The 23995-nt window shown below is 65.7% G+C and carries 22 protein-coding genes and 1 tRNA gene; 6 read left to right on the plus strand and 17 right to left on the minus strand.

Annotated features, from left to right (window positions below):
- Positions 1-79 precede the first annotated feature (79 nt).
- From BLR29_RS07210 to BLR29_RS07225, 4 genes are all read right to left on the minus strand, one after another.
- Positions 80-156 (minus strand) — tRNA-Gln (locus tag BLR29_RS07210).
- A gap of 67 nt (positions 157-223) precedes the next feature.
- Positions 224-1102 carry a 4-(cytidine 5'-diphospho)-2-C-methyl-D-erythritol kinase gene (ispE, locus tag BLR29_RS07215; protein WP_092135800.1) on the minus strand — a complete coding sequence of 293 codons (879 nt, stop codon included), beginning with the start codon at positions 1100-1102 and terminating at the stop codon, positions 224-226.
- Positions 1099-1713 (minus strand): outer membrane lipoprotein LolB, encoded by a 615-nt coding sequence (locus BLR29_RS07220; protein ID WP_092135801.1) that lies wholly within the window; start codon positions 1711-1713, stop codon positions 1099-1101. The genes ispE and BLR29_RS07220 overlap by 4 nt, the downstream gene beginning before the upstream one ends.
- Positions 1714-1854: 141 nt before the next feature.
- Entirely contained in the window at positions 1855-3756 is a 1902-nt protein-coding gene (locus BLR29_RS07225; RefSeq protein ID WP_092135803.1) for a tetratricopeptide repeat protein, read from the minus strand.
- Positions 3757-3978: 222 nt separating this feature from the next.
- Between BLR29_RS07225 and mutM the strand changes: the two genes are divergently transcribed.
- From mutM to mutY, 3 genes are all read left to right on the plus strand, one after another.
- Positions 3979-4884 (plus strand): bifunctional DNA-formamidopyrimidine glycosylase/DNA-(apurinic or apyrimidinic site) lyase, encoded by a 906-nt coding sequence (gene mutM / locus BLR29_RS07230; RefSeq protein WP_092135804.1) that lies wholly within the window; start codon positions 3979-3981, stop codon positions 4882-4884.
- 363 nt (positions 4885-5247) lie between these two features.
- The gene (locus BLR29_RS07235) at positions 5248-7191 is read left to right on the plus strand and encodes a dynamin family protein (RefSeq protein ID WP_092135806.1); all 1944 of its coding nucleotides are present in this window, start codon (positions 5248-5250) and stop codon (positions 7189-7191) included.
- 193 nt (positions 7192-7384) lie between these two features.
- On the plus strand, positions 7385-8560 hold the full coding sequence (gene mutY / locus BLR29_RS07240; protein WP_092135807.1) for an A/G-specific adenine glycosylase: 1176 nt from the start codon (positions 7385-7387) through the stop codon (positions 8558-8560).
- Between the two features lie 16 nt (positions 8561-8576).
- On the opposite strand, the gene BLR29_RS07245 is transcribed toward mutY, so the two are convergent.
- From BLR29_RS07245 to BLR29_RS07295, 11 genes are all read right to left on the minus strand, one after another.
- Positions 8577-9230 carry an LON peptidase substrate-binding domain-containing protein gene (locus BLR29_RS07245; RefSeq protein WP_092135809.1) on the minus strand — a complete coding sequence of 218 codons (654 nt, stop codon included), beginning with the start codon at positions 9228-9230 and terminating at the stop codon, positions 8577-8579.
- Between the two features lie 84 nt (positions 9231-9314).
- Positions 9315-10211, minus strand: coding sequence for an RNase adapter RapZ (gene rapZ / locus BLR29_RS07250; protein ID WP_092135810.1), 897 nt, complete (start codon positions 10209-10211; stop codon positions 9315-9317).
- A 105-nt stretch (positions 10212-10316) separates the two neighbouring features.
- Positions 10317-10649, minus strand: coding sequence for a PsiF family protein (locus BLR29_RS07255; protein WP_092135812.1), 333 nt, complete (start codon positions 10647-10649; stop codon positions 10317-10319).
- A gap of 236 nt (positions 10650-10885) precedes the next feature.
- Positions 10886-11857, minus strand: a complete 972-nt coding sequence (hprK, locus tag BLR29_RS07260) for an HPr(Ser) kinase/phosphatase (RefSeq protein WP_008650955.1) — start codon at positions 11855-11857, stop codon at positions 10886-10888.
- An 84-nt stretch (positions 11858-11941) separates the two neighbouring features.
- Positions 11942-12397 (minus strand): PTS sugar transporter subunit IIA, encoded by a 456-nt coding sequence (locus BLR29_RS07265; protein ID WP_092135813.1) that lies wholly within the window; start codon positions 12395-12397, stop codon positions 11942-11944.
- A 491-nt stretch (positions 12398-12888) separates the two neighbouring features.
- Positions 12889-13242 (minus strand): ribosome hibernation-promoting factor, HPF/YfiA family, encoded by a 354-nt coding sequence (gene hpf, locus BLR29_RS07270; RefSeq protein ID WP_092135815.1) that lies wholly within the window; start codon positions 13240-13242, stop codon positions 12889-12891.
- 50 nt (positions 13243-13292) lie between these two features.
- Positions 13293-14777: an RNA polymerase factor sigma-54 gene (locus tag BLR29_RS07275; protein WP_092135816.1), complete on the minus strand. Its 1485-nt coding sequence runs from the start codon at positions 14775-14777 to the stop codon at positions 13293-13295.
- A 123-nt stretch (positions 14778-14900) separates the two neighbouring features.
- On the minus strand, positions 14901-15692 hold the full coding sequence (gene lptB, locus BLR29_RS07280) for an LPS export ABC transporter ATP-binding protein (protein ID WP_092135818.1): 792 nt from the start codon (positions 15690-15692) through the stop codon (positions 14901-14903).
- Between the two features lie 44 nt (positions 15693-15736).
- Positions 15737-16381, minus strand: a complete 645-nt coding sequence (gene lptA / locus BLR29_RS07285; RefSeq protein ID WP_092135819.1) for a lipopolysaccharide transport periplasmic protein LptA — start codon at positions 16379-16381, stop codon at positions 15737-15739.
- A gap of 74 nt (positions 16382-16455) precedes the next feature.
- Complete coding sequence (gene lptC / locus BLR29_RS07290; RefSeq protein WP_092135821.1) at positions 16456-17085, minus strand: LPS export ABC transporter periplasmic protein LptC; 630 nt, start codon at positions 17083-17085, stop codon at positions 16456-16458.
- A gap of 3 nt (positions 17086-17088) precedes the next feature.
- Complete coding sequence (locus BLR29_RS07295; protein WP_092136641.1) at positions 17089-18072, minus strand: KpsF/GutQ family sugar-phosphate isomerase; 984 nt, start codon at positions 18070-18072, stop codon at positions 17089-17091.
- A 148-nt stretch (positions 18073-18220) separates the two neighbouring features.
- Between BLR29_RS07295 and BLR29_RS07300 the strand changes: the two genes are divergently transcribed.
- Complete coding sequence (locus BLR29_RS07300) at positions 18221-20200, plus strand: monovalent cation:proton antiporter family protein (RefSeq protein ID WP_092135822.1); 1980 nt, start codon at positions 18221-18223, stop codon at positions 20198-20200.
- On the opposite strand, the gene BLR29_RS07305 is transcribed toward BLR29_RS07300, so the two are convergent.
- Both BLR29_RS07305 and BLR29_RS07310 read right to left on the minus strand, forming a co-directional pair.
- Positions 20197-20622: a ribbon-helix-helix domain-containing protein gene (locus tag BLR29_RS07305; protein WP_092135824.1), complete on the minus strand. Its 426-nt coding sequence runs from the start codon at positions 20620-20622 to the stop codon at positions 20197-20199. The two genes, BLR29_RS07300 and BLR29_RS07305, sit on opposite strands and share 4 nt — an antisense overlap.
- Positions 20623-20660: 38 nt before the next feature.
- Positions 20661-21239, minus strand: coding sequence for a DJ-1/PfpI family protein (locus BLR29_RS07310; RefSeq protein ID WP_092135826.1), 579 nt, complete (start codon positions 21237-21239; stop codon positions 20661-20663).
- A 246-nt stretch (positions 21240-21485) separates the two neighbouring features.
- Between BLR29_RS07310 and BLR29_RS07315 the strand changes: the two genes are divergently transcribed.
- Positions 21486-22058 (plus strand): adenine phosphoribosyltransferase, encoded by a 573-nt coding sequence (locus tag BLR29_RS07315; RefSeq protein ID WP_092135827.1) that lies wholly within the window; start codon positions 21486-21488, stop codon positions 22056-22058.
- Between the two features lie 238 nt (positions 22059-22296).
- Entirely contained in the window at positions 22297-23985 is a 1689-nt protein-coding gene (locus BLR29_RS07320) for a Na/Pi cotransporter family protein (protein WP_092135829.1), read from the plus strand.
- Positions 23986-23995 lie beyond the last annotated feature (10 nt).

The raw sequence follows: 23995 nt of genomic DNA on the forward strand, positions 1-23995 counted from the left end.
TGCTGCTGGGGGAGCTTTGCGCTACCGGCTGGTGCCGGCAGCGATATCTGCGTATCCGTCAGGACACTATAGGAAGTAATGGCAGGGGAAGAAGGATTCGAACCTTCGAATGCCGGAATCAAAATCCGGTGCCTTGACCAACTTGGCGACTCCCCTACACAACCTTTATCGTCTGTCGCTGCGCCGTCTGAATACTTCCGGCACTTCGCCAAACGAAAACTTGCTATGCGAATGTTGCGAGCGGGTGGTGCGACAAACTTCTGACACACCTGCCATCCCATTCGGATGGCAACCGATCCACCACCTGCTGCGCAGTCTGCTCGTCATCAAATCGGGCAAACACGCAGGCTCCGGAACCGGTCATCCTTGCATGCGGACAATATTGTCTCAGCCATTCAAGGGCTCGGGCAACTTCGCCGAACTTCGCTGTTGCTACCGCTTGCAAGTCGTTGCGACCGAAAGCGAATTTGTTTGTGCAAGCAGCGAAGTCCGCAATTATGGAGATGGGCGTATTCCTTGTCAAGCGTTCGTCGGAAAAAATTGCAGCAGTGGGGACATGCTGCCGAGGGTGGATGACGACGAACCAACTCGCGGGCAATTCGACGGCCGTCAGCTCCTCGCCAACACCCTCCGCAAACGCGTTCTGGCCGAATACGAACACGGGCACATCAGCGCCCAGCGCAAGGCCGATGCGCATCAGTGCGGTGCGTTGCAAGCCCAATCCCCACAGGTGGTTCAGCGCGAGCAGCGTCGTCGCGGCATCCGACGATCCGCCGCCGATGCCGCCGCCCATCGGCAGCCGCTTGTCGACCGCGATGTCCGCGCCGAAACGCGTTCCGCTGGCCTGCTGCAATGCGCGGGCCGCACGCACGACGAGATCGGTATCGGCCGGCACCCCAGGAATATCCGTGGTGCGCGCGATCACGCCATCCTCGCGACGATGAAAGTGCAGTGTGTCCGACCAGTCCACCAGCTGGAAAACGGTCTGGAGCGTGTGATAGCCGTCGGGGCGGCGTCCCGTCACATGCAGGAACAGGTTGAGCTTGGCCGGCGCGGGGCAGTCGCGCAGTTCGGGCGGTGGCAGGGGTGTGCCAGCGGTCATTGCTTGGTCTCCGGATCGATCACGAGCCGCACGGACAGCGGCGAGTCGGCGCCGTCGCGCGCCATGTCGACGCGACGCGGCCGCGCGGTGGCCGGTGCAGCACCCTCGGGCGATTCCTGCCAGTCCACATAGCGCACGGTCCAGCCGCTTTGCATCAGGGTATCGAGGCGGCCTTTCGCATCGCGCGTCGACTTCGATGGCGCGCCGCTCGCGGGCCGGCCATGCAGCCAGTCACGCATGCCGGCCACGGGCAGCGAAAAACCGAGCGCCTGCTCCATCAGGCTGTCCACCTCGGGCGCGTTACGCGGCGGTTCGTTGGGCAGGTCGAGCGTGGCGCCGGACGGCGTGGACGTCACGACGGCAAGCGTCTGGCCCAGCGGCGACACCAGGTCCAGCCGGACATTGCGGCCCTGTTCTTCCCAGCGGAAGCTGCCCTGCACACCCTCGTTGCGGCCGTAGCGGACGTAGTTGGCGGCAAAGCGGCCGGAATACAGTTCGGCGCGTGCGGTTTCGCCGGCATCGAAGCTGCGGCTAGGCACAACGCTCGCACAGCCGGCGAGCCAGAGCGGGGCGGTCGCGCAAAGCAGGGCCAGGCGACGGAGTCGGAGCATGGTCACGAATGGGTGGGGATAAGTAGATGGGCGATCGGCGCGGCCATCACGCGAGTTGGCATGGCGCGTTGACATGGCGGCCCGGCATGGCAAGCCCGGGCACGCGGCCCGGGCGCATCATGCTGCGTCGTCGTCCTCGGATTACTTCGACAGCAGCACGTTCTGGTTGTAGCGACGCAGCGTGTCGAGCAGCGTCTGGTTTTCGGGCTCGGCCTTGGCGGCTTCTGTCCACGTCTTGCGTGCCTCTTCGTGCTGGCCAAGCTGCCAGAGCACCTCGCCCAGGTGCGCGCCGATCTCGGCCTCCGGAGCCTTGGCGTAGGCGCTCTTCAGCAGGTCTGCCGCCGGCTGGAGTTCGCCCTGCCGGTACTTGACCCAACCCAGGCTGTCCATGATGTAGGGATCGTCCGGGCCGAGTTCGGAGGCGCGTTCGAGCAGCTTGCGGGCCTCCGGCAGCCGTTCGTTGCGATCGGCCAGCGAATAGCCCAGCGCGTTGTAGCCCTGCTTCTGGTCGGGCTGCAGGTCGATAACCTTGCGCAGGCCGCGCTCCATGCTGTCGTAGCGCTTCTCGCGTTCGTCCAGCATGGCCAGTTCGTAGACCCAGTCGGCGTTGTCGGGCTCGACCTTGACGCGTTCGTCCAGCAGCTTGCGTGCGCGGTCGTACGCCTTGCTGTCCATCAGCGTGGCCACCTCGGCCTGGCGGATCGCCGTCATGCGCTGCGCGCGCTGGCCGGGATCGGCGATGTCCTCGGCATCGGCCAGCATGTCGCCGAACACGGCCTGGGCGTCGTCGAGCTTGCCCATGCGCGCCAGCAACTGCGCGCGCTTGGCCTGTGCGGCGGGCGCCAGGCGGCTGTCCTCGATGCGGTCCAGCCACTCGATCGCGCCAGCGTAGTCCTTCTTTTCCTCGGCGATCTGGGCCAGATACTGGAAGGCCACGTCGGGGTTGGCGGCCGGCGACTTCGCCGCCATCTCCAGGTATTCCTTCAGATAGCGCTCGGCGTCATCGTAGCTGCGCGCCTGCAGGCTGGTCAGGCCCAGCGCCAGCGGCACGCGCGGGTCGTTGGGCGCAACCTTGCGCAGGACTTCGAACTCGGCGCGGGCGGCCTGCATGTCGTTCTTCTGCAGGTACACCCGAGCCAGCGTGATATGGCCATTCACCGACTTCGGCGACTTCGACAGGAAGCGCTTGAGCACCGCGATGGACTTGTCGGGATCGGACTCGACCTGCATCTCGGCGGCCATCAGCGCGGCGGCCTCCATATCCGGCTTCAGGCGCAGTGCTTCGTCGAGTTCGGCGAGCGATCCCGCATTGTCGCCGGCAGCTTCCTTGGCGCGGGCCATGGCCAGGTGCGTCTCCGCCAGCTTCATGTCGTTGGCGGTAACGCGCTGGAGCACGCCCACGGCGCCGGCCGGGTCGCTCGTGCGCGACAGCTGCTGCTGCATCTGCAGGATGGCGTCGCCGCGATGGCCGGCCGGCGCGCTGGCCAGTTGCTGGACCAGCAGCGGTTCGGCCTCGTCCCAGCGGCCGTTCAGCACGAGCAGCGTCGACAGGACCTGCCTGGCCGCAGGCGATGTGGGCGCCAGTTCGGCCCACAGGCGGGCGCCATCCAGCGCCTGCTGCGAGATGCGTGCGTTGAACGCAATCTCCGTGGCGCGCTGGGCCAGGCGCGGATCGCGCGTCTGGCGGGCCAGGTCCAGGTATGTGCGGTACGCGGTGCCGACCAGGCCACGCTGCAGCGAGATCTCTGCCGCCAGCACCCGATAGAGGATGTCCGGCGTCAGCGTCACGTTGGGCAGCGGCGTGCGCGGCGCGCGAGACTTGGCCGCGGATGCCGGGACGTCGATGACTTCGTCTTCGGTCTGAGCAACGGTGGCGGGTGCGGCGTGCGCCAGCGAGGCAAACGCCAGGCAGGCGGCGACGCCCAGCGCACGCGCGTGGCGGCGGAACCGGGCGGCGGGCGAACCCATTGGGGCGGCGGCGAAAGCGGTCATTGGGAAAGAGTCCGGGCGCATGGCCTGAAGGGACGAACGGAAGTCCGGCATGAAATCAATGCTCCGGCGCACGGGGGCGTAGGAATGGATGAGAGGCATTGTAGCCTGCCGCTACAATGCCCTGCTTGCCCCGAAGGGCCGAAACGTATGAGAGCCCGCACAGCGCGTTGCCGCAAGGCATGGCGGCGTGCGGATTCCTGCGTGATTGGAGCGCCAAAGCGGGCAAGTGGTTCTTGAAAGCGGGCCGGATGCCGGCCGGGAGACACGGGCGCGATGCCAGAATTGCCGGAAGTCGAAGTCACGCGGCGCGGACTGCTGCCGCATGTGGTCGGGCGCCGTATCGTCGACGTGACGGTACGTCATCGTGGCCTGCGCTGGCCCGTGGAGCCCGAACTCGAGGGCCGGCTGGCCGGACGCGTGATCGGGCGGATCGAGCGACGCGGCAAGTACTTGCTGCTGGAGTGCCTGCCGCCAGTGCACGTGGCCGCGAGCGCGAACCGCCCCGAGGGCGATTCCGAAACCGGTTGGCTGCTGGTCCACCTCGGCATGACCGGTACCCTGCGGGTCTATCCGGAGGCGCCTGCGCCGGGCCCGCACGACCACCTGGACCTGCTGCTGGCAGCTGAACCCGATGACGCCGGGGCCGACCCCCGGCCGGTCGTCCTGCGCTTTCGCGATCCGCGCCGTTTTGGGGCGATCGTGTGGAGCCCGCTGCCCGAGTCGGACCTCTCCGATCATCCACTGTTGCGCAAGCTTGGCATCGAGCCGTTCGATCCACGCTTTGACGGCGCGTGGCTGCATCGCCATACGCGTTGGCGCAGCGTGGCCATCAAGACTGCGCTGCTGGCCGGTGACATCGTGGTCGGGGTCGGCAACATCTACTGTTCCGAGAGCCTGTTCCGGGCCGGCATCCGGCCGACGACTCCGGCGGGCCGCCTCAGCCTGGCCCGTTGCGAGAAGCTTGCCGTCGCCGTACGCGAGACACTCGCCGAAGCCATTGCCCGGGGCGGGAGCACGCTGCGCGACTTTGTTGGCAGCGATGGCAGCAGCGGGTACTTCCAGCTGGACTGCTTCGTCTACGACCGCGCCGGCGAGCCCTGCCGCGTCTGCGGTAACCCCGTCCGCCAGATCGTGCAGGGACAGCGTTCCACGTTCTACTGCCCGCACTGCCAGCACTGACCGAGGGGCGGACGTCGGAAGGCGGAAGGCGGCGGCGGCCCTCCCGCGCGTGCCTGAAGCATCACAGCACACGGCAATCCGGTGCAGGGGCATTGTCGTAAGACATTGCCGATGGGTCGGCGCAACACTCGCTCGTCACGGAAGCAACAAGGGACGCGAATTCCACAAAATCCGGCAAGAAACCTGTATCGTGTGCGCAGACATAAAAAGTTACAAAATGCACCGAATCCCACCGATATGACATGGATCCGGTGCGGCGTTTTGTTCCGGTTCCGCAGGGTCAGCGGGCCAAGCCGGGACGAGACGTGTTCTACGAGCCCGAAACGATAAATCCGAGCCGAACCAGCCAACGCGAACACCTCCATGACGAGCCTCGCCCACCAATTCGAACAATATGGCGCCTGGAGAACCGGGGTCCTTCAGTCTCTCGCCGAATTCCAGTCCTGGCTGCAACAGTACGACCTCTATGACGCCACTGCGGAAGACCGCGTGCAGCGCATCCAGAGCGTCCTGAAGAGCGACCGGCTGAAGGTTGCGTTCATTGCCGAGTTCTCGCGCGGCAAGAGCGAACTGATCAACGCTATCTTCTTTGCCGACTACGGCCGCCGCATCCTGCCGTCGTCCGCCGGGCGGACCACGATGTGTCCGACCGAGTTGCGCTACGACGAGAACGAGCAGCCGTGCATCCGGCTGCTGCCGATCGAGACGCGCCTGCAGGATGCATCCACCGCGGACTTCATGGAGCCAGGTTCCGCCGGGTCCCACTGGACCACGGTGCCGCTGGACCCGTCGTCGCCCGACGGCATGCTGGCCGCGTTCCAGCACGTGGTGGAAACCACGCGCGTGGCGCCGGCCGTGGCCGAATCGCTTGGCCTGTACAACGAGAGCGACCCTGACGCTGCCTGGTCCGTCGATGCCGATGGCATGGTCGAGATTTCGCGCTGGCGCCATGCCGTCATCAATTTCCCGCATCCGCTGCTGCGCCAGGGTCTGGTGATCCTGGACACGCCGGGCCTGAACGCGATCGGTACGGAACCGGAACTGACGCTGCGCCTGATTCCGGATGCGCACGTGGTGGTGTTCGTGCTGGCCGCCGATGCCGGCGTGACCAAGAGCGACCTGGAACTGTGGCGCAGCCACGTGGGCGCGGGCCATCGCCGCGGCTGCCTGGCGGTGCTGAACAAGATCGACGGCCTGTGGGATCCGCTGAAGTCGTCGCCCGAGATCGCCAGCGAGATTTCGCGCCAGGTCCGTTCGACTGCGCAGATCCTTGGCATCGAGGAGCGTCGCGTCTATCCGGTCTCGGCCCAGAAGGGCCTGGTGGCCAAGGTCACGCATGACCAGCCGCTGCTCGTGCGCAGTAACCTGCCGCAGTTCGAGCATGTGCTTTCGGACCAACTGATCCCGCAGCGCCGCGAGATCGTGTCCGATCAGGTCCAGCGGCTCGTGCAGGACATGTCGCGCGGCGCGCAGCAACTGCTGCAGAGCCGCCGTCGCGACATCGTCGAGCAGCTCTTCGAGTTGCGCGGCCTGCGCGGCAAGAACCATGCGATGGTCAAGCACATGCTGCTGCGCGTGCAGGGCGAGAAGGAAGAATTCGAGCAGAGCATCTCCAAGTTCCAGGCCCTGCGTCTGGTGTTTGGCCGCCACAGCGCCGACATCATCAAGAGCCTGCAACTGCGCGACGTGCGCCGCACCATGCGAGATGCGCGCGAGCAGATGAAGGAGCGATTCTTCTCGCGTGGTCTGCGCGAAGACATGGAGGCGCTGTTTGGCCAGCTCACCGGGCTGATCACGGATGCCGACCAGAAGATCGCCGGGCTGCACCAGCTCGTGGACAGCATGTATCGCCGCTTCAATGCAGAGCATGGCTTTACGCTGCCGTCGCCGATGCAGTTCGTGACGTCGCGCTACGTTGCGGAGCTGCAGGAGACGCTGCAACTGGTCAACAATCACTTCGGTGCGGTCAACATGCTCACGCGCTCGCGCCCGCAACTGGTGCAGAACGCATTTGCGACGATGGCCAGCCGCGTGCTGGAGAACTTCCGCGACCTCAACCGCGATATCGAGATCTGGCTGAAGTCGGTCATGACGCCGCTGGAGGCCCAGGTGCGCGAGCACCAGAAGCAACTGCGCCGCCGCGTCGATTCGATCGAGCGCATCCATGAGGCGACGGACACGCTGGAGAGCCGCATCTCGCAACTGGAGGAAGTGCTCAACGGGCTGGACGAGCGCAGCGGCAAGATCGAGTCGTATGCCAGGAAGCTGGTGGAGCCGCAGGAGGAAGCCAGCGCGCGCGCCGCGTAAGGCTTTTGGCGGGGCGTCCCCGGCAGCATCGGGACGCCCGCGCGGTATCATGTGGCGCCGCCTTCGAGCGGCGCCTTGTTTTTTGGCCCGTCGCCCCCGGATGTTCGTCCCTGATTCGCCTCTGCGCGTCTGATTGGCCTCCGAGACGCCTCCGATTCGCCCTGGTGCCGCACACCCAACCTGTTCCCACGCAATGCCCCGCAAGTCCGCTGCCGCCTCTGTTCCCGCTGTCAACACATCGCCCGACATCACCGTGCCACCGGACTTCGGCGCACGCGTGGTGTGCTGGCAGCGCGATCACGGACGGCATGACCTGCCGTGGCAGAACACGCGCGATCCCTACCGCATCTGGTTGTCGGAAATCATGCTGCAGCAGACGCAGGTCGCGGCGGTCATCGAGTACTTCCAGCGGTTTGTCACCGCGCTGCCCACGGTGGCCGCACTGGCCGCGGCGCCAGCGGACGAAGTGATGGCGCTCTGGGCCGGCCTGGGCTACTACTCGCGCGCGCGCAATCTGCATCGATGCGCCAGGTCGGTGATGGAAGACCACGGCGGCGTGTTTCCGACCGATCCCGCCGTGCTCGTCACGCTGCCCGGCATTGGCCGTTCCACCGCGGCTGCCATCGCGGCGTTCAGCGCGGGCGTACGATCGCCGATTCTCGACGGCAACGTGAAACGCGTGTTTGCGCGAGTCTTCGGCATCCACGGATATCCGGGTGAGCGGGCGATCGAGACACGCATGTGGCAGCTGGCAGAGCTTGCGTTGCCCGCAGCGGGGCCGCGACAAGCGGAAGACATGGTTGCGTACACGCAGGGGCTGATGGATCTTGGCGCGACGATTTGCTCGCGCGGCAAGCCCGCCTGCCTGGTCGACGCCGAGGCCTGTCCGCTATCGGCGGATTGCGTGGCGCGGCGCGATGGCCTGACCGCCGTGTTGCCCACGCCCAAGCCGCGTGCCGCAATTCCCGAGCGGAGCACGGTGATGCTGATCGTACGGCATGGGCGCGACGTGCTGGTCTCCCTGCGGCCGGACAGCGGCATCTGGGGCGGCCTCTGGAGCCTGCCAGAGATGGCGGTGACCTCGGTGCCGTTCGATGCGGAGGCCGCGGAGCAGGCGGCGCTGGATGCCGCCAGCGCGTTTGGAACACCCACGCGCGCCTGCCTGACCGGCGAACTGACCCACGTATTCACGCATTTCCGGCTGCTGATTCGCGCGATCCGCGTCGACCTCGGTGCGCTCGCGCTGCGCAGCGGTGCCGATGATGGCGCCAGCCGGCGCTGGCTGTCACTCGATGACCTCGACGCGCTCGGCACGCCGGCGCCCGTGCGCCGGCTGCTTGAGGATCAGGCAAGAATCGGATTGTTCTGAAAATGAGCGAGGCGCGTCACATGATGTGGTGCTGGCGCATGTAGCGATGAACGATCTCGATGCGCATGCCGGCATCGGGCAGGGCCATCAGCATTTGCTTGGCCTTTAGCGGCACGGGCAGCAGTTCGCAGAGCCGGTTGGCCACCCAGCTCGGGTCGTCCCAGAGGTAGGGTTCGGCAAACGGCATCCTGGACTTGTCGGTCTGCTCCGCGTGGATCGCGGTCACGAGGCGGCGCAACGCGGCCAGGCATTCGCCGAGCAACTCCAGCTTGCAATCGATGACGTCCGGCGGGATCAACTCCGCGCGCGCCACGATCAGGCCGTCTTCGCGCGTTTCGTGCGACAGCACCTGAAAGCGCTGGCGCCCGCGTGCCTCGATCAGCAGCACACCCAGCTGCTCCATGTTGCAGTCGACGATGTCGGCCAGGCAGCCAATGGGTTCGGGATCGGTGGGGTGGCCGGGACGGCTGACTTCCTCGCCGCTGGCAATCAGGCAGACACCGAACGGGGTGTGGTCGCGCATGCAGTTGCGCACCATGTCCACGTAGCGCTTCTCGAACACGCGCAACGGCAGGCGGCCATCCGGGAATAACACCGTGTGCAGCGGAAACAGTGGCAGGGCGTCCAGGTCGGTAGTCCTGGGTGCGGTGTCGGGCGGATGTGACGACATGCGGTGCCGGTTCCAGTGGCGGGTCGGCGGCGTCGGTGCGGCGCGCATCGCCGAAACCCGGGTACAAAACCTCGGTACAACGCTTCAGCTTGCCGGGGCAAGCTCGCGGTGTCTGACCAGCACATTACCATGTGCCCGGAAGTAGTTGGCAAGTCTTTCCGCAATAAACACCGACCGGTGCTGGCCGCCTGTGCAGCCGATTGCGACGGTCAGGTAGCTGCGGTTATCGGCAATGAAACTCGGCAGCCACTTCTCCACGTAGGCGCGGATGTCCTCGGCCATGGCCAGCACCATCGGCTGGCTTTGCAGGAAGTCGATCACGGGCGCGTCGCGGCCCGTCAACGGGCGCAGCGCGAGGTCGTAGTAGGGGTTCGGCAGCGAGCGTACGTCGAATACCAGGTCGGCATCGCTCGGCACGCCATGCTTGAAGCCAAAGGACTCGAACAGCAGCGTCAGCTGCTGCCTGTCATCGCGGATCAGTTCCTTGATCCAGCTGCGCAGCGCATTGGTGCGCACGTTGCTTGTATCGATGCGGTGCGCCGATTCCGCCAGCGGGCTGAGCAGCTCGCGCTCCATTTCGATGGCTTCGATCAGCGAGGTATTGATGCGGGTGTCTCCACCCTCCACGCTGTCTGTCGTCGCCAGGGGTGCATCGGTCTGTGCGGACAGGGGATGGCGGCGGCGTGTCTCCGAATAACGCTGGACCAGCGCATCGGTGCTGGCGGTCAGGAACAGGACCTGGACCTGGTGTTCGGCGGCCAGGCTGCGCACGGTATCCGGAAGGCGCGCGAGCGATTCGCGGCTGCGGATGTCGGTGGCCACGCCGAGGTGCGTGTAGCCCTGGTCGGCCAGGTAGCTGGTCAGCTCGGGGATGAACTGGGCCGGCAGGTTGTCGACACAGTAGTAGCCTGCATCTTCCAGGACGTTCAGGGCGACCGACTTGCCGGAGCCGGAAATTCCGGTGATGAGAATGATCCGCATATCAATGGAAGCATAGCATCGGGTGATGGCGGCGTCATGACAGCGTGACCCAAACAACAAAGGCGAACCGTGTGGGGTTCGCCTTTGCTGGAGGGTGGGGACGGATCAGGCTGGCTTGGCCGACAGGCACTCGCTCTGGGCCTTCTTGTATTCGTCGCCCTTCTTGCCCTTGTTCTGCTTGGCACAGGCCGCCATCTTTTCCTGCTGGGTCTTCGGCTCGGCCGCGGCTGCCGGGCCACTGCCGGACAGGCACTCGCTCTGGGCCTTCTTGTATTCGTCGCCCTTCTTGCCCTTGTTCTGCTTGGCGCAGGCCGACATCTTTTCCTGCTGCGCGGTCTTGCCAGATTTCTCTGCGGCCGGAGCCGAAGCGCCTTGGGCAAATGCAGCCGTGGCGAACAGGGGGGTCACCAGCACACACATCGCGATCAGTTTCTTCATGCTTCTCTCCTGGCTGTGGAAAAACATCTTGGCCGCGCACCATCGTTCTGACACTGAAAGGCTGGCTGGCGGTACCGGACTGGGCTCGATGCCCATTACAGCACAAAACGGGGGGCACCCGTAGACCGTTGACGCAAGTCAGGCAGGCGCTTGTAAGCAAATGAAAAACGCCCGCGAGGTGCGGGCGTTGGCGGGTGTCGGCGGGCGTTTGCCGGTGGCTGGAGCGGCTGGCGTGCCTAGAGCAGTCGTCCCTGGCCCCGGGAGACCACGTCGGCCTGCATGGCGGCGCGCTGGCGGTCCATGAAGTCGCGCAGGGTGTCGATGCCACGCAGGCGCAGGATCGTGTTGCGTACGGCGGCTTCCACCAGCACGGCGAGGTTTCGGCCGGCCGCCACCTGGATCTTCACCATGTGGATCGGCAGGCCGAGCACATCGAGATACTGCGAGTCGAGCGGCAGGCGTTCGAACTCTCCGTCATTGCGGCGCACCAGTTGCACCACAAGCTTGAGTTTCATCTTCCGGCGGACCGCCGTCTCACCGAAGATCGTCTTGATATCGAGCAGGCCCAGGCCGCGCACTTCCAGCAGGTTCTGCAGCAGCGGCGGGCAGCGGCCCTCGATGAAATCGGGACCCAGCCGGACAAAGTCCACGGCGTCGTCGGCCACCAGCCCGTGGCCGCGCGAGATCAGTTCCAGGCCCAGTTCGCTCTTGCCCAGGCCGGATTCGCCCATGATCAGCACGCCCATGCCCAGGATGTCCAGGAACACACCGTGCATCGTCACGCGGGGCGCGGAGATGCGCGACAGGTACAGCCGGAGGTGATCGATCACGGCCGCCGAGGAAACCGGCGTGGTGAACAGTGGCGTGGACGAGCGCGTGCAGCGCAGTTCCAGGTCCGGCGGGGGCTCCATGCCATCGGCCACGACCAGGAACGGCGGCTCCAGCAGGATCAGTTCGCCCATCTGCCGCTTGCGCGGTTCGTCGTCGAGCCGCTGGTAGTACAGGATCTCGGGCTTGCCGAGCACCTGGATCCGGTTCGGGTGGATGAGGTTCAGGTGGCCCACCAAATCGGCCGCGGATGTGGCTTCACGGGCGAATTCGACATCGAAGGCACGATCGGCTCCTTCGAGACCGGCGACCCACGAGAGTTTGATGTCGGCTGCGTTGTCGTCGAAGATCGACTGCGAGGTGACGCCGGTGAGTTCCATGCGGGATGACTTTCGGGACTGGCTTTGCGCGTCAGACGGCGGTGGCCGCGGTGCGCGAGGCGATGGGGCGGGCAATCACGGGGATCAGGGGTGCCACTGCGTCAGTAACTGGTGGACAGCTTCCGGGGTCGGCAACGTAGCCAGCCCTTCGCGCATGTCGCGGTCCGACAGCAGTTGCGCAATCTCCGAGAGGATTTCCAGATGTTGCTGCGTGGCCTGTTCCGGCACGAGCAGGAAGATCAGGAGCGAGACGGGCTTGCCATCGGGGGATTCGAACGGAATCGGCTCGGCCAGGCGCATGAAGCCGGCCAGCGGCTGCTTGAGGCCCTTGATGCGGCCGTGCGGAATGGCGACCCCGGCGCCGAGGCCGGTCGAACCGAGCGATTCCCGGGCAAACAGGTTATCCGTCACGGTGGCACGCGCCACGCCATGGTTGTTCTCGAATAAGAGCCCGGCTTGCTCGAACACCCGCTTCTTGCTGGTGACGGTGACGTCGAGGTGGATGTTGCCGGGTGGCAGCAATTTGGCCAAACGATTCATGGGCGATGCACGAGAAGTCAGGTTAGCGGGCCGGGGCGCATAGGCCGTCCCGCCGCGTGGGGGCAATTCAGGATATCGAGTGCTTTGTCAGGACGCCCGCATTGGAGCGTCCGGCCATTATAGAGCAGGGTCACACCGCACTTGTGCGATGCAACGCCGGTTCTGCGGGTGGTGCCGCAAGAATTCCGGCCGGCTTGCCCACCCGTTGCCGCCGCCCGCCACGCATGGTCTCTTGCCGTGCGATATGTCGGTCCGGTGCGCCGGGGCCGTTCTGCCTTGTTTGTATGGCGCAGCATACACTGAGCGGGACGCGTTGCGAACACCCTGGAGCCTTTGGCCGTGGCGCCAAGGTAACGAATGAAACAAGTGGAATCCGGAGTGCCGGTGGCGACACAAATCCGCGCGCCCATCAAAAAAGCCGCGCTGATTGCGCGGCTTGATCTCTTCTTTTCAGTCCTCTTCAAGGCAACCCGAATGGGGTGCCGGCAAGGCTATTGCTGCTGTAGTTGCGCTTCAGCCATCTGGTACTTGACTGCTTCGCGATCGTGGCCTTGTACGCGGTCCTTGTAGCGGATCACTTGCCGGTCGAGCTTGTCGACCAGAGCGTCGATCGCCGCATACAGGTCTTCATGATGTGCTTCGACGAAGATGTCCTTGCCCTTGAGATGCAGATTGATTTCCGCGTACTGACGCCGGTCCTTTTCCTTATGGTTATCCACCGATAGCAGCACACTAACGCCAATGACTTGATCGAAATGCCTGACGATACGCTCCAGTTTCGTTTCCACATACTCACGCAGCGGCGGCGTGATGTCGAGGTGGTGTCCACTGATCTTGAAGTTCATAGCGCTTCTCCTTCTGAAAGAGCCGCACCAGGCAGGCGGTTGCGGCTCGGCTACAAAGTCTTGCGGAGATTGACTGCTGGGATCTTGAGCGCTTCGCGGTATTTGGCCACCGTGCGGCGTGCAACCACAAAGCCTTGCTCGCCAAGCAGTTCGGCGATCCGGCTGTCGGAAAGAGGATTCCTGGGGTCTTCGGCTCCTATCAGTTGCTTGATCAGCGCGCGGATTGCCGTGGATGAGGCCGCGCCGCCCGTCTCCGTGGAGACGTGGCTGCCAAAGAAGTACTTAAGTTCGAAAGTACCCATTGGCGTGGCCATGTATTTATTCGTCGTGACCCGGGAAATGGTTGACTCATGTAAACCCAGTGTATCGGCAATCTCCCTCAAAACCAAGGGGCGCATCGCGATTTCGCCGTGCGTGAAAAAGTTCTTTTGACGCTCCACAATCGCCTGCGCCACGCGCAGGATCGTGTCGAATCGCTGCTGGATGTTCTTGATGAGCCACCGCGCCTCCTGCAGTTTTTGTTGCAGCCCGGCAGTGCCCGATTCCCCTTTTGCACCGCGCAAAATCTGCGCATACATATCGTTGATGCGCAGGCGCGGCATGACGTCGGGATTGAGCTGCGCGATCCATCCACCACCAGTCTTGCGCACGAACACATCGGGCACGACAAAGTCCGCTTCCGGGCGGCTGTATGCATGACCGGGGTAGGGCGCGAGCGAGCGAATCAGATCGTGCGCTGCCTTCAATGCTATTTCGTCCACCTGCAGCGCTTTCTTGAGTCGCGTGTAGTCACGGACGGCCAGCAGTTCCAGGTGATGGTTGACGATGGACAGCGCCAGTTCACGCTGCGGATGCTGCAGTCGGCGCAGTTGCAGGGCCAGGCATTCCGCGGCATTGCGCGCGCCCACGCCGGGCGGGTCGAAGCTTTGCAGCAGCGTCAGTATCGCGTGGACTTCGTCGATCTCGAACTCCAGTTCCTCGGGGAGTTCGGTGCAGATTTCCTCGAGCGACGCGCTCAGGTAGCCGTCGTCGTCCAGCGATTCGATCAGGAAGATGGCCAGGCCCTTGTCGCGCGTCGAAATCTTGAGCGGCGCAAGCTGTTCCATCAGGTATTCGCGCAGCGTCGGTTCGGCATCGCGCAACTGCATCGGCGTCTTTTCGTCCTCGTCGCCCTGGGGGCGGCGGGCAAAGTCATCGAGGCTCCAGTCGTTGCCGTAGTCCTCGCCACCGCTGTCGCTGTAGTTGTCTTCGTCGCCACCGGACGCGCCTTCAGCGCGGTCCTCGCCGTTGCCACCCTGCTGCTCGGCAGGGGCCGGCGCGGGTGCGCTCTGGAGGTTGACGGAGCCGTCCGCGCCCACGCGCAGCGGGCTTTCGATCCAGTCGTTTTCGCGTTCCAGCAGGGGGTTCTCGGTCAGCGCCTGCTCCACTTCCTGCTGCAGTTCCAGCGTCGAGAGTTGCAACAGCCGGATGGACTGCTGCAGCTGCGGAGTCAGGGCAAGGTGCTGGGAGAGGCGAAGCTGAAGCGACGGTTTCATAGCGACCTATTCTATGCGCATCTTTCCGTTGTTGGAACGGAAATTGCTATCGCCTATCGCTTTTGCTTCGTGATCGCCAACCACTGTCGGCGAGCGGTCCGCGCGGGGTGCGCGGACGGGGCATCACATGCGGAAATTCTCGCCCAGGTAGACGCGCCGCACGGACTCGTTGGCGATGATTTCCTCGGGCATGCCGGCGGCCAGCACGGTGCCTTCGCTGATGATGTAGGCGTGGTCGCAGATCCCCAGCGTCTCCCGCACGTTGTGGTCCGTGATCAGCACGCCGATGTTGCGCGCCTTGAGGAAGCTGACGATGCGCTGGATTTCGCCCACGGCAATCGGGTCCACGCCGGCGAACGGCTCATCCAGCAGGATGAAGCGCGGCGACGAGGCCAGCGCACGCGCGATTTCCACCCGGCGACGCTCGCCGCCGGACAGCGACAGCGCCGGATTGTTGCGCAGGTGGGCAATCTGCAGGTCGTCCAGCAGCGCATCCAGGCGGCGGTCCAGCTCGGCCCTGGATAGCGGCTTGCCGTTTTCCACCTGCAGCTCCAGCACGGCGCGGATGTTCTCCTCGACGTTGAGCTTGCGGAAGACCGACGCCTCCTGCGGCAGGTATGACAGGCCCATGCGCGCGCGCTCATGGATCGCCAGGCCGCTGATGTGCTGGTCGTCCAGCACGATGTCCCCTTCGTCCAGCGCCACCAGGCCCACGATCATGTAGAACGACGTGGTCTTGCCCGCGCCGTTGGGGCCCAGCAGGCCGACCACCTCGCCGCTCTTCACGTCCAGCGAGACGTCCTTGACCACGGTGCGCGAGCCGTAGCGCTTCTTCAGGTGGCGCACGACGAGGGTGCTGCTGTCGGTGCGGACGGCGGAAGCGTCGGGGGTGGCGAGCGTGGCGGTATCGTTCATCTCAGGCAATCATGCAGTGCGTGACGCTGCGGGCAGCGTGTCGTTCAGGGCTTGGCGGGCGCGGGCGCCGGCTTCAGTTCGAGGGGCGGGGCGGCAGGGCCGCTGGCCTGGTCCGCACGCGGCGACAGCACGGCGCGCACGCGGCCGGACGGATTGCCGGTGGACGTATTGTCGCCGCCGCCGGTGGCCGTATACAGCTCGTTGCGGCTGTCGTAGGTGATGACGGCCCCGCGGATCTCGTCGATGATCTTCGCGCCGGTGCCGGCCACACGCGCCGCGCGGGCATGGCCGATCAGCTTGTTGATCTCGGCCTTGCCGTCGTATTCGATGCGGTCGCCCCAGCCGTCGATGTACTCGTCCACACCATCGCGCTTCTGGCGGATATAGGCCTGCCGGCCCGGCTTGGCGGTGGCCACGGCGTACTGGTAGCCCTCGGGGTCGGTGCGGATTTCGGCCGCATCGGACTTCAGCACCATCGTGCCCTTGGTCAGCACCACGTTGCCGGTCAGCGTGTAGATCTGTTTGACGTCGTCGTAGCTGGCATTGTTGGCCTCCAGCACCAGCGGCTTGTCCTTGTCCGCGCGTTCGGCAAGGACCGGCTGGGCCAGGGTCATGCCGAGCGCGGCGGTTGCCGCCAGCAGGGCGGGCGCGATGCGGCGACAGGACAATGTCGTCAGGGATGAAGTCATGTTTGGCTAGCGGTGAGAAAGGGACGGCGATCAGGTCGGCACCTGACGGCGCTCTGGCATCGTCGCGGCGATGATTAGGGGGTCTTGGCCTGCCCTGACGGCGGATTCATGATGATCGTGCCGCGGACGTTGCCCAGCAATTGTACTTCGCGGGTGACGTTGTTGAAGATCAGGCCGTTGGCGGTCATCACCGACGGGCCGCGATGCAGTTCCACCGCCTTGTCGGTCTTGACGATATCGTCATTGACCAGCAACTGGAAATATTGAGAAGCGGCAGTCATGCGCGGGTCCTTGGACGGGTCCGGGCCGGCCTGCCGCACGACGAATGCATTGCCGTACAGGTCGATGATGGAGCCCTCGGCATTCATCACCCCGCGGTCGGAGTTGGCGGTGACGGGCGGGCGATCGGGCTGGTAGGCGCGCATGGCCGGACGGGTCACGTCGTAGGTCTGGTCGTCCTCGAAATGGATCATCTTGATGCCCGTGAAGCGCAGCTTCGTGGTGCCGTCTTCGGCCAGCTCCGTGGCGGAGAAGCGCTCCATCCAGTAGTCCGGCTCGTGCCGCTTGACGTTCTCGCGGGAGGTGTCTTCGCGCGGCGAATTGACCTGGACCAGCCAGAAGGTGCTGCCGGCGACGATTGCCATCAGCAGCAGCGGCAACAGCCGCATGATGAACCCGGTGAGCCTGGCGAAGAGGTCCTGCATCGTTCAGATGACCTTGGCGCGCGTCAGGTCGTGGATATGCAGGGCGCCCACCAGGCGGCCGTCGCCGTCCACCACCAGCAACTGGTTGATGCGGTTGGCTTCCATGACCTGCACGGCTTCCACCGCCAGTTGGTCCTGGTTGACCGTGTGCGGGTTGCGGTGCATGACGTCGCCAATCGGCACGGTCCGCCAGTCGCGCGGGGTTTCCAGCAGCCGGCGCAGGTCGCCGTCGGTGAACACGCCGATGGCATGGCCGTCCGGGTCGACCACGGCCGTCATGGCCATGCCCTTGCGGGTGATTTCCATCAGCGCCTGGGCCAGCGGCGTGTTTTCGCGCACTTCCGGCACGCCGTTGCCGGTGCGCATGACGTCGCGCACGTGGGTCAGCAGCTTGCGGCCCAGCGCGCCGCCCGGGTGGGACCGGGCAAAGTCTTCTTCGCCAAAGCCGCGCGCATCGAGCACGGCCACGGCGAGAGCGTCGCCCAGCGCCAGTGCGGCGGTGGTGCTGGCGGTCGGCGCCAGGTTCAGCGGGCAGGCTTCCTGGGCCACGGCACCGTCCAGGTGCGCGTCGGCCAGCTTGGCCAGGTTCGACTCCGGATTGCCGGTCACCGAGATCAGGCCGGCACCGATGCGCTTGACGATGGGGATGATCGACAGCAATTCGGCGGTTTCGCCGGAATTGGAGAATGCGATCAGCACGTCGTCGCGCGTGATCATCCCCAGGTCGCCGTGGCTGGCCTCGGCCGGATGCACGAAAAACGACGGCGTGCCGGTGGAGGCCAGCGTGGCCGCCACCTTGCGGCCAATATGGCCCGACTTGCCGATGCCCGACACGACGACGCGCCCCGTGCAGGCCAGGATCATCTCCACGGCCTTGGTGAACGCGGGTGTCAGTCGGCCGGCCAGCGCGGAAACGGCCTCGGCTTCAATCTGGAGGGTATGGCGGGCGAGCCGGAGTGCTCGATCCGCATCGAAATTGGCTATCATGGCGACGAAGTATACCAACGAATGCGATGGCGTCTGGCCCGGCTCCCCGCCCGAGGGGCCCCGACGACCGCCGCGCTTGCCGTTTCGCCGGCAGGGCGCAAATGCCGGGACGGCGCGCGTGCCCGGTCGATCACTCTAAGCCTGCCGAATGCATTCTCCGCTGGAACTGACCCTGATGCTGCTGGCCGCCGCCGTGCTCGGCGTGGTGGCCTTCCGCATGCTGCAGCTGCCGCCCATGCTGGGCTACCTGGCGGTTGGCATCCTGATCGGTCCCCACGCCCTCGGCCTGGCCAGCGATTCGGGCCAGACCAAGTACCTGGCCGAATTCGGCGTCGTCTTCCTGATGTTCTCGATCGGGCTGGAGTTCAGCCTGAGCAAGCTGCGCGCCATGCGGCGGCTGGTGTTTGGGCTGGGCGGGTCCCAGGTCGTGCTGTCGATGCTGGTCGTGATCCCCGCCAGCTGGCTGTTCAACTGGCTCTTCCCGCTGTCCTGGCAGGCGTCGGTGGCGCTGGGCGGGGCGCTGGCCATGTCGTCGACGGCCATCGTGTCGAAGATGCTGTCCGAGCGGATGGAGCTGGAAAGCGAACACGGCCGCAACATCATCAGCGTGCTGCTGTTCCAGGATCTGGCCGTGGTGCCGCTGCTGATCGTCATCCCGGCGTTGTCGCGCGATCCCGCGGATCTGGCCGCGGCGCTCGGATTGGCCACGGTCAAGATCGTGGTGGCCCTGGGCGCGATCTTCTTCCTGGGCCAGCGGCTGATGAGCCGCTGGTTCCACGTGGTGGCGGCGCGCCGGTCGCAGGAGCTGTTCATGCTCAACCTGCTGCTGGTGACACTGGGCATGGCCGCGCTGACCGAACGGCTGGGCCTGTCGATGGCACTGGGCGCGTTCATGGCCGGCATGCTGATCTCCGAGACGCCCTACCGCCACCAGGTGGAGGAGGACATCAAGCCGTTCCGCGACGTGCTGCTGGGGCTGTTCTTCGTCACCATCGGCATGTTGCTGAATATCCGCGTGGTGCTGGACCACATCTGGCTGGTGCTGGGCCTGCTGGCGGTGCCGATCCTGTTCAAGCTGGTGCTGATCACGGGGCTGGCGCGGTTGTTCGGCTCGCGCCAGGGGGTGGCCATCCGCACGGGCCTGGGGCTGGCGCAGGCCGGCGAATTCGGCTTCGTGCTGCTGAACCAGATCGATGGCATGGGTCTGGTGGACCCGGTGCTGATCCAGGTGATCCTGGCCTCGATGCTGTTGTCGATGCTGGCGGCGCCGTTCCTGATCCAGTACAGCGATGCCATCGTGCTGCGCTTTGCCGCCAACGAATGGCTGATGCAGTCGCTGAACATGACGCGGATCGCCGCGCAGAGCCTGCAGACGGAAAAGCACGCCATCATTTGCGGCTTTGGCCGCAGCGGGCAGAACCTGGCGCATATGCTGGAGCGCGAGGGCATCACCTACGTGGCGCTGGATCTTGATCCGGACCGCGTGCGGGAGGCCGCCGCCGCAGGCGACACCGTCGTGTACGGCGATGCGGGCCGGCGCGAGGCGCTGATCGCCGCCGGTATCCATCGCGCGGCGGCGGTGGTGGTGACGTACGCCAATACGCCGTCCGCGCTCAAGGTGCTGCGCCACGTGCAGGAGCTGGCGCCGGCGCTGCCGGTGATCGTCCGCACGGTGGACGATTCGGAGCTCGACACCCTCCAGAAGGCTGGCGCCACCGAGGTGGTGCCGGAAATCATCGAAGGCAGCCTGATGCTGGCCTCTCACGCGCTGGTGCTGCTGGGCGTGCCGATGCGACGCGTGGTGCGTGGCGTGCAGCAGGCGCGCGACGCGCGCTACAGCCTGCTGCGCGGCTACTTCCACGGGCGCGATGATGAAGAAGACATGGTCGAGCGCGACACGGTGCGGCTGCATTCGGTGTCGCTGGGGCCGGAACACACGGCGGTGGGGCGCCGGCTGGGCGCGCTGGGGCTGGACCGGATCGGCGTGGAGGTGACGGCGGTACGCCGGCGCGGCATCCGGGCCTTCGATCCCCAGCCGGAAACGGTGCTGGAACCGGGCGACATCATCGTGCTGCGCGGCACACCGGAGGCACTGGAATCCGCCGAGGAACGGCTGATCCGGGATTAGCGCGCGGCTGCGGCGTCCGCCTTGCGTGGTGATGCGGTGGTGCGGCGGCTGCCAGCGTCGGCCTCCACCCACGACGGCGGCAGACTGTCCAGCACGGCGCACGCGTCCAGCGAGCGGAGCGGCACGGACGTATCGGCAGGAATCCGGCCCTCGCCCTGCAGCAGCAGGTAGCGCAGACAGCACACGCGCAGGAACGACGAGAAATTGGCTGACAGCGACGCCTCGCCGCGGTGCTCGGCCAGTTCGTCATGCAGCCGGGTCAGCAGCTGGTTGACGCTCATCGCGTCGCGCTGGGCCAGCTCTTCCAGGACTTCCCAGAACAGGCTTTCCAGGCGGATGCTGGTCGCCACGCCGTGCAGGCGCAGCGACCTCGACTGGGTCTGGTACGAATCCGGATTGGCCCGGATGAAGATCTCACACATGCGAAGCCCCCGTGCGGCGGTGCCGCGTTCGGAAGTCTCTACTGTACGATCCGCGTCCCGAGCACGGCAAGGAACTGTGCCAGCCAGGCCGGATGGGCGGGCCAGGCCGGTGCCGTGACGAGGTTGCCGTCGGTGTGTGCCTGGTCGACCGGGATATCGGCGTACTTGCCGCCCGCCAGCCGGACTTCCGGCGCGCAGGCGGGGTAGGCGGAGCAGGTGCGGCCTTCCAGGACCTCGGCCGCGGCCAGCAATTGTGCGCCATGGCAGACGGCGGCAATCGGCTTGTTGGCGGTGGCGAAGTGCCGGACGATCTCGACGACGCGCGCGTTCAGCCGCAGGTATTCGGGCGCACGGCCGCCGGGGATGACGAGTGCGTCATACGCTGCGGGATCGACGTCCGCGAAGGTGGCGTTGAGCGTGAAGTTGTGGCCGCGCTTTTCGGTATAGGTCTGGTCGCCTTCGAAGTCGTGGATGGCCGTGGCACAGGCATCGCCTGCCTTCTTGTCAGGGCAGACCGCATGGACGGTGTGGCCCACCATCTGCAGTGCCTGGAATGGCACCATGGTCTCGTAGTCCTCCGCAAAGTCGCCTACCAGCATCAGAATCTTCTTTGCCATCGCTGTCTCCTGTATGGTTACGGGTGTCCGGGGCCCGTTGGGCCGGCCGGATCATTGTGCGGCGGCCTGACGCGGCACGGGTGGTAGCCCGTTACCGCAGGCGATTCGCAAAGCCGATGCGCGCAGCCGCTGCCGCACGGCACACAAGCCGCGCGGTTGTGACCCATAATGCGGGCCGGCGCGCGTCCCGGCGCTGGCTCTTGCCGTGCGTCCGCCGGCGCGATTACTTATTCCACGTATTTCCCCATGGCAGATTCCATCATCCAGTCCCCCGATCTTGGCGACGTCACCGGTTACCTGCGCGATCGCATCCGCACCGTGCCGGACTGGCCCCAGGCGGGCGTGATGTTCCGCGACATCACGCCGCTGCTGCAGAGCCCCAAGACGCTGCGCGTGCTGATCGACGTTTTTGTGCACCGCTACATGGATCAGCGGCTGGACCTCGTGGCCGGCATCGATGCGCGCGGCTTCATCCTCGGATCGATCATCGCGTACGAGCTGAACCTGGGCTTCGTGCCGATCCGCAAGAAGGGAAAGCTGCCGTTCCAGACCGTGGCCGAGGAATACGAGCTCGAGTACGGCAGCGCCACGGTGGAAATCCACGCCGACGCCTGCAAGCCTGGCGACCGCGTGCTGCTGATCGATGACCTGATTGCCACCGGCGGCACCATGATGGCCGGCCGCAAGCTGCTGGAGCGCCTGGGCGCAACGGTGGTGGAGGGCGCCGCGATCGTCGATCTTCCTGAGCTTGGTGGCTCCAAGCTGCTGCAACGGAGCGGCCTGCCGCTGTTCACGGTTTGCAATTTCGAAGGCCACTAAGAGGTCCTCCAAGGCCTTCTGCCTCGCGCGCATTCGCGCGCTTTCCCTACAGCTTCCGCCCGCCGATGCCGATGAATCCAACACGCGGCGCGGCGGCTGTTGCCTGCACGCGCCAGCGTCGGGGCCGTCCGTTGCCCCACAGGGGGTGGGGGCGCATAATGCCTCATTGACAACAACACGATGACCGGGCGGCGCCTCCGTTGTTCCATGTCGGCACCGGTCACAACAAGGACGCACGATGGGCGTACTCCTTCATCTGCTTTCCGGCGTGGCGCTCCTGGTCTGGGGTACCAACATCGTCAAGGTCGGCATCCTGCGCGTGTACGGCGCCAATCTCCGGCACGTGCTTTCTGTCAGCGTTTCCAATCGCTTCACCGCCTTTGTCGCCGGACTGGGCGTGACCGGCCTCGTCCAGAGCAGCAATGCCACGGCCGTGATCGTCAGCTCGTTCGTGGGCCAGGGCCTGATCGCGGTGGCACCCGCGCTCGCCATCATGCTGGGCGCCAACGTGGGCACCGCGGTGATGGTGCAGGTGTTCTCGCTGGATTTGTCCTGGCTGTCGCCGTTGCTGATCTTCGTCGGCGTGATCTTCCATCTGTCGTGGAAGGGCAGCAAGGCGGGCCACGTGGGCCGCGTACTGATCGGGCTGGGCCTGATCACGCTGGCGCTGGAGCTGATCTCGATCGCCACGCGCCCCGTGGTGCAGGCCGCCGGCGTGAAGGTGCTGTTCAGCACGCTGACCGGCGATGCCGCGCTCGACATGCTGATCGGCGCATTCCTGACCATCCTTTGCTATTCGAGCCTGGCCGTGGTGCTGTTCTGCGGCGCGCTGGCGTCCGCGGGCGTGGTGTCGATCCACGTGGCGATGGCGCTGGTGCTTGGCGCCAACCTGGGCTCGGGCATCTCGGCGCTCCTGACCACGTCCGGCAACAACCAGCCGGGCAAGCGCGTGACGATGGGCAACCTGCTGTCGCGGCTGCTGGGTTGCGTGATCGCGCTGCCGCTGCTGACGCGGGCGGAGGAGCTGCTGGCGATGGCCGATGCGGACCCGCAGCGCCTGATCGTCAATTTCCACCTGTTGTTCAACGTGGCGCTGGCCATCCTGCTGCTGGGCGCCACCGGGCCGATGGCGCGTGTCTGCGAGGCGATCCTGCCGGGCCGCAACACCGGCGATAGCCAGGTGACGCCGCGCCACCTGGACCCCGCCGCGCTGCCCACGCCCACGCTGGCGCTAGCCAATGCCGCACGCGAGGTGCTGCGCATCGGCGACCGCGTCGAGCAGATGCTGGACAACATGCTGCGTGTGCTGCGCACCAACGACGTCAAGCTGGCCAATGCGACGTGCCGGATCGACAACGAGGTGGACGATCTCTACACCGCCATCAAGCTGTACCTGACGCGCATCAGCACCGAGGCCCTGGACGAGCGCGACGGCCAGCGCTGGACCGAGATCATCTCGCTGACGATCAACCTGGAGCATGCGGGCGACCTGATCGAGCGGATCGTGCTGGATGCCAAGGAAAAGAAGATTGCCCACAACCTGGCCTTCTCGGAGGCAGGCATGCAGGAGATCGCCGAGATGCACGGGCGGCTGGTGGCCAACCTGCGGCTGGGCTTGTCGGTGTTCCTGACCGGCGACCTCCGCAGCGCGCAGCAGCTGATGGCGGAAAAGGCCAACTTCCGCGACCTGGAGCGCAAGTACGCGCGCACCCATCTGCAGCGCGTGGCGATCCAGACGACGGAGAGCATCGAGACCAGTTCGCTGCACCTGGACGTGATCAGTGAACTCAAGCGGTTGAATTCGCTGTTCTGCGCCACGGCGTATCCGGTGCTGGAGCAGGCCGGGATGATGAACCGCAGCCGGATGAAGGAAGACGAGCCGCCAAAGGTGGCCGACGTGCCGGAGGCGCAGGCACAGGCACGCTGAGGGGCTTTCT

The organism is Cupriavidus sp. YR651, from assembly GCF_900101625.1.
Taxonomy (GTDB): domain Bacteria; phylum Pseudomonadota; class Gammaproteobacteria; order Burkholderiales; family Burkholderiaceae; genus Cupriavidus.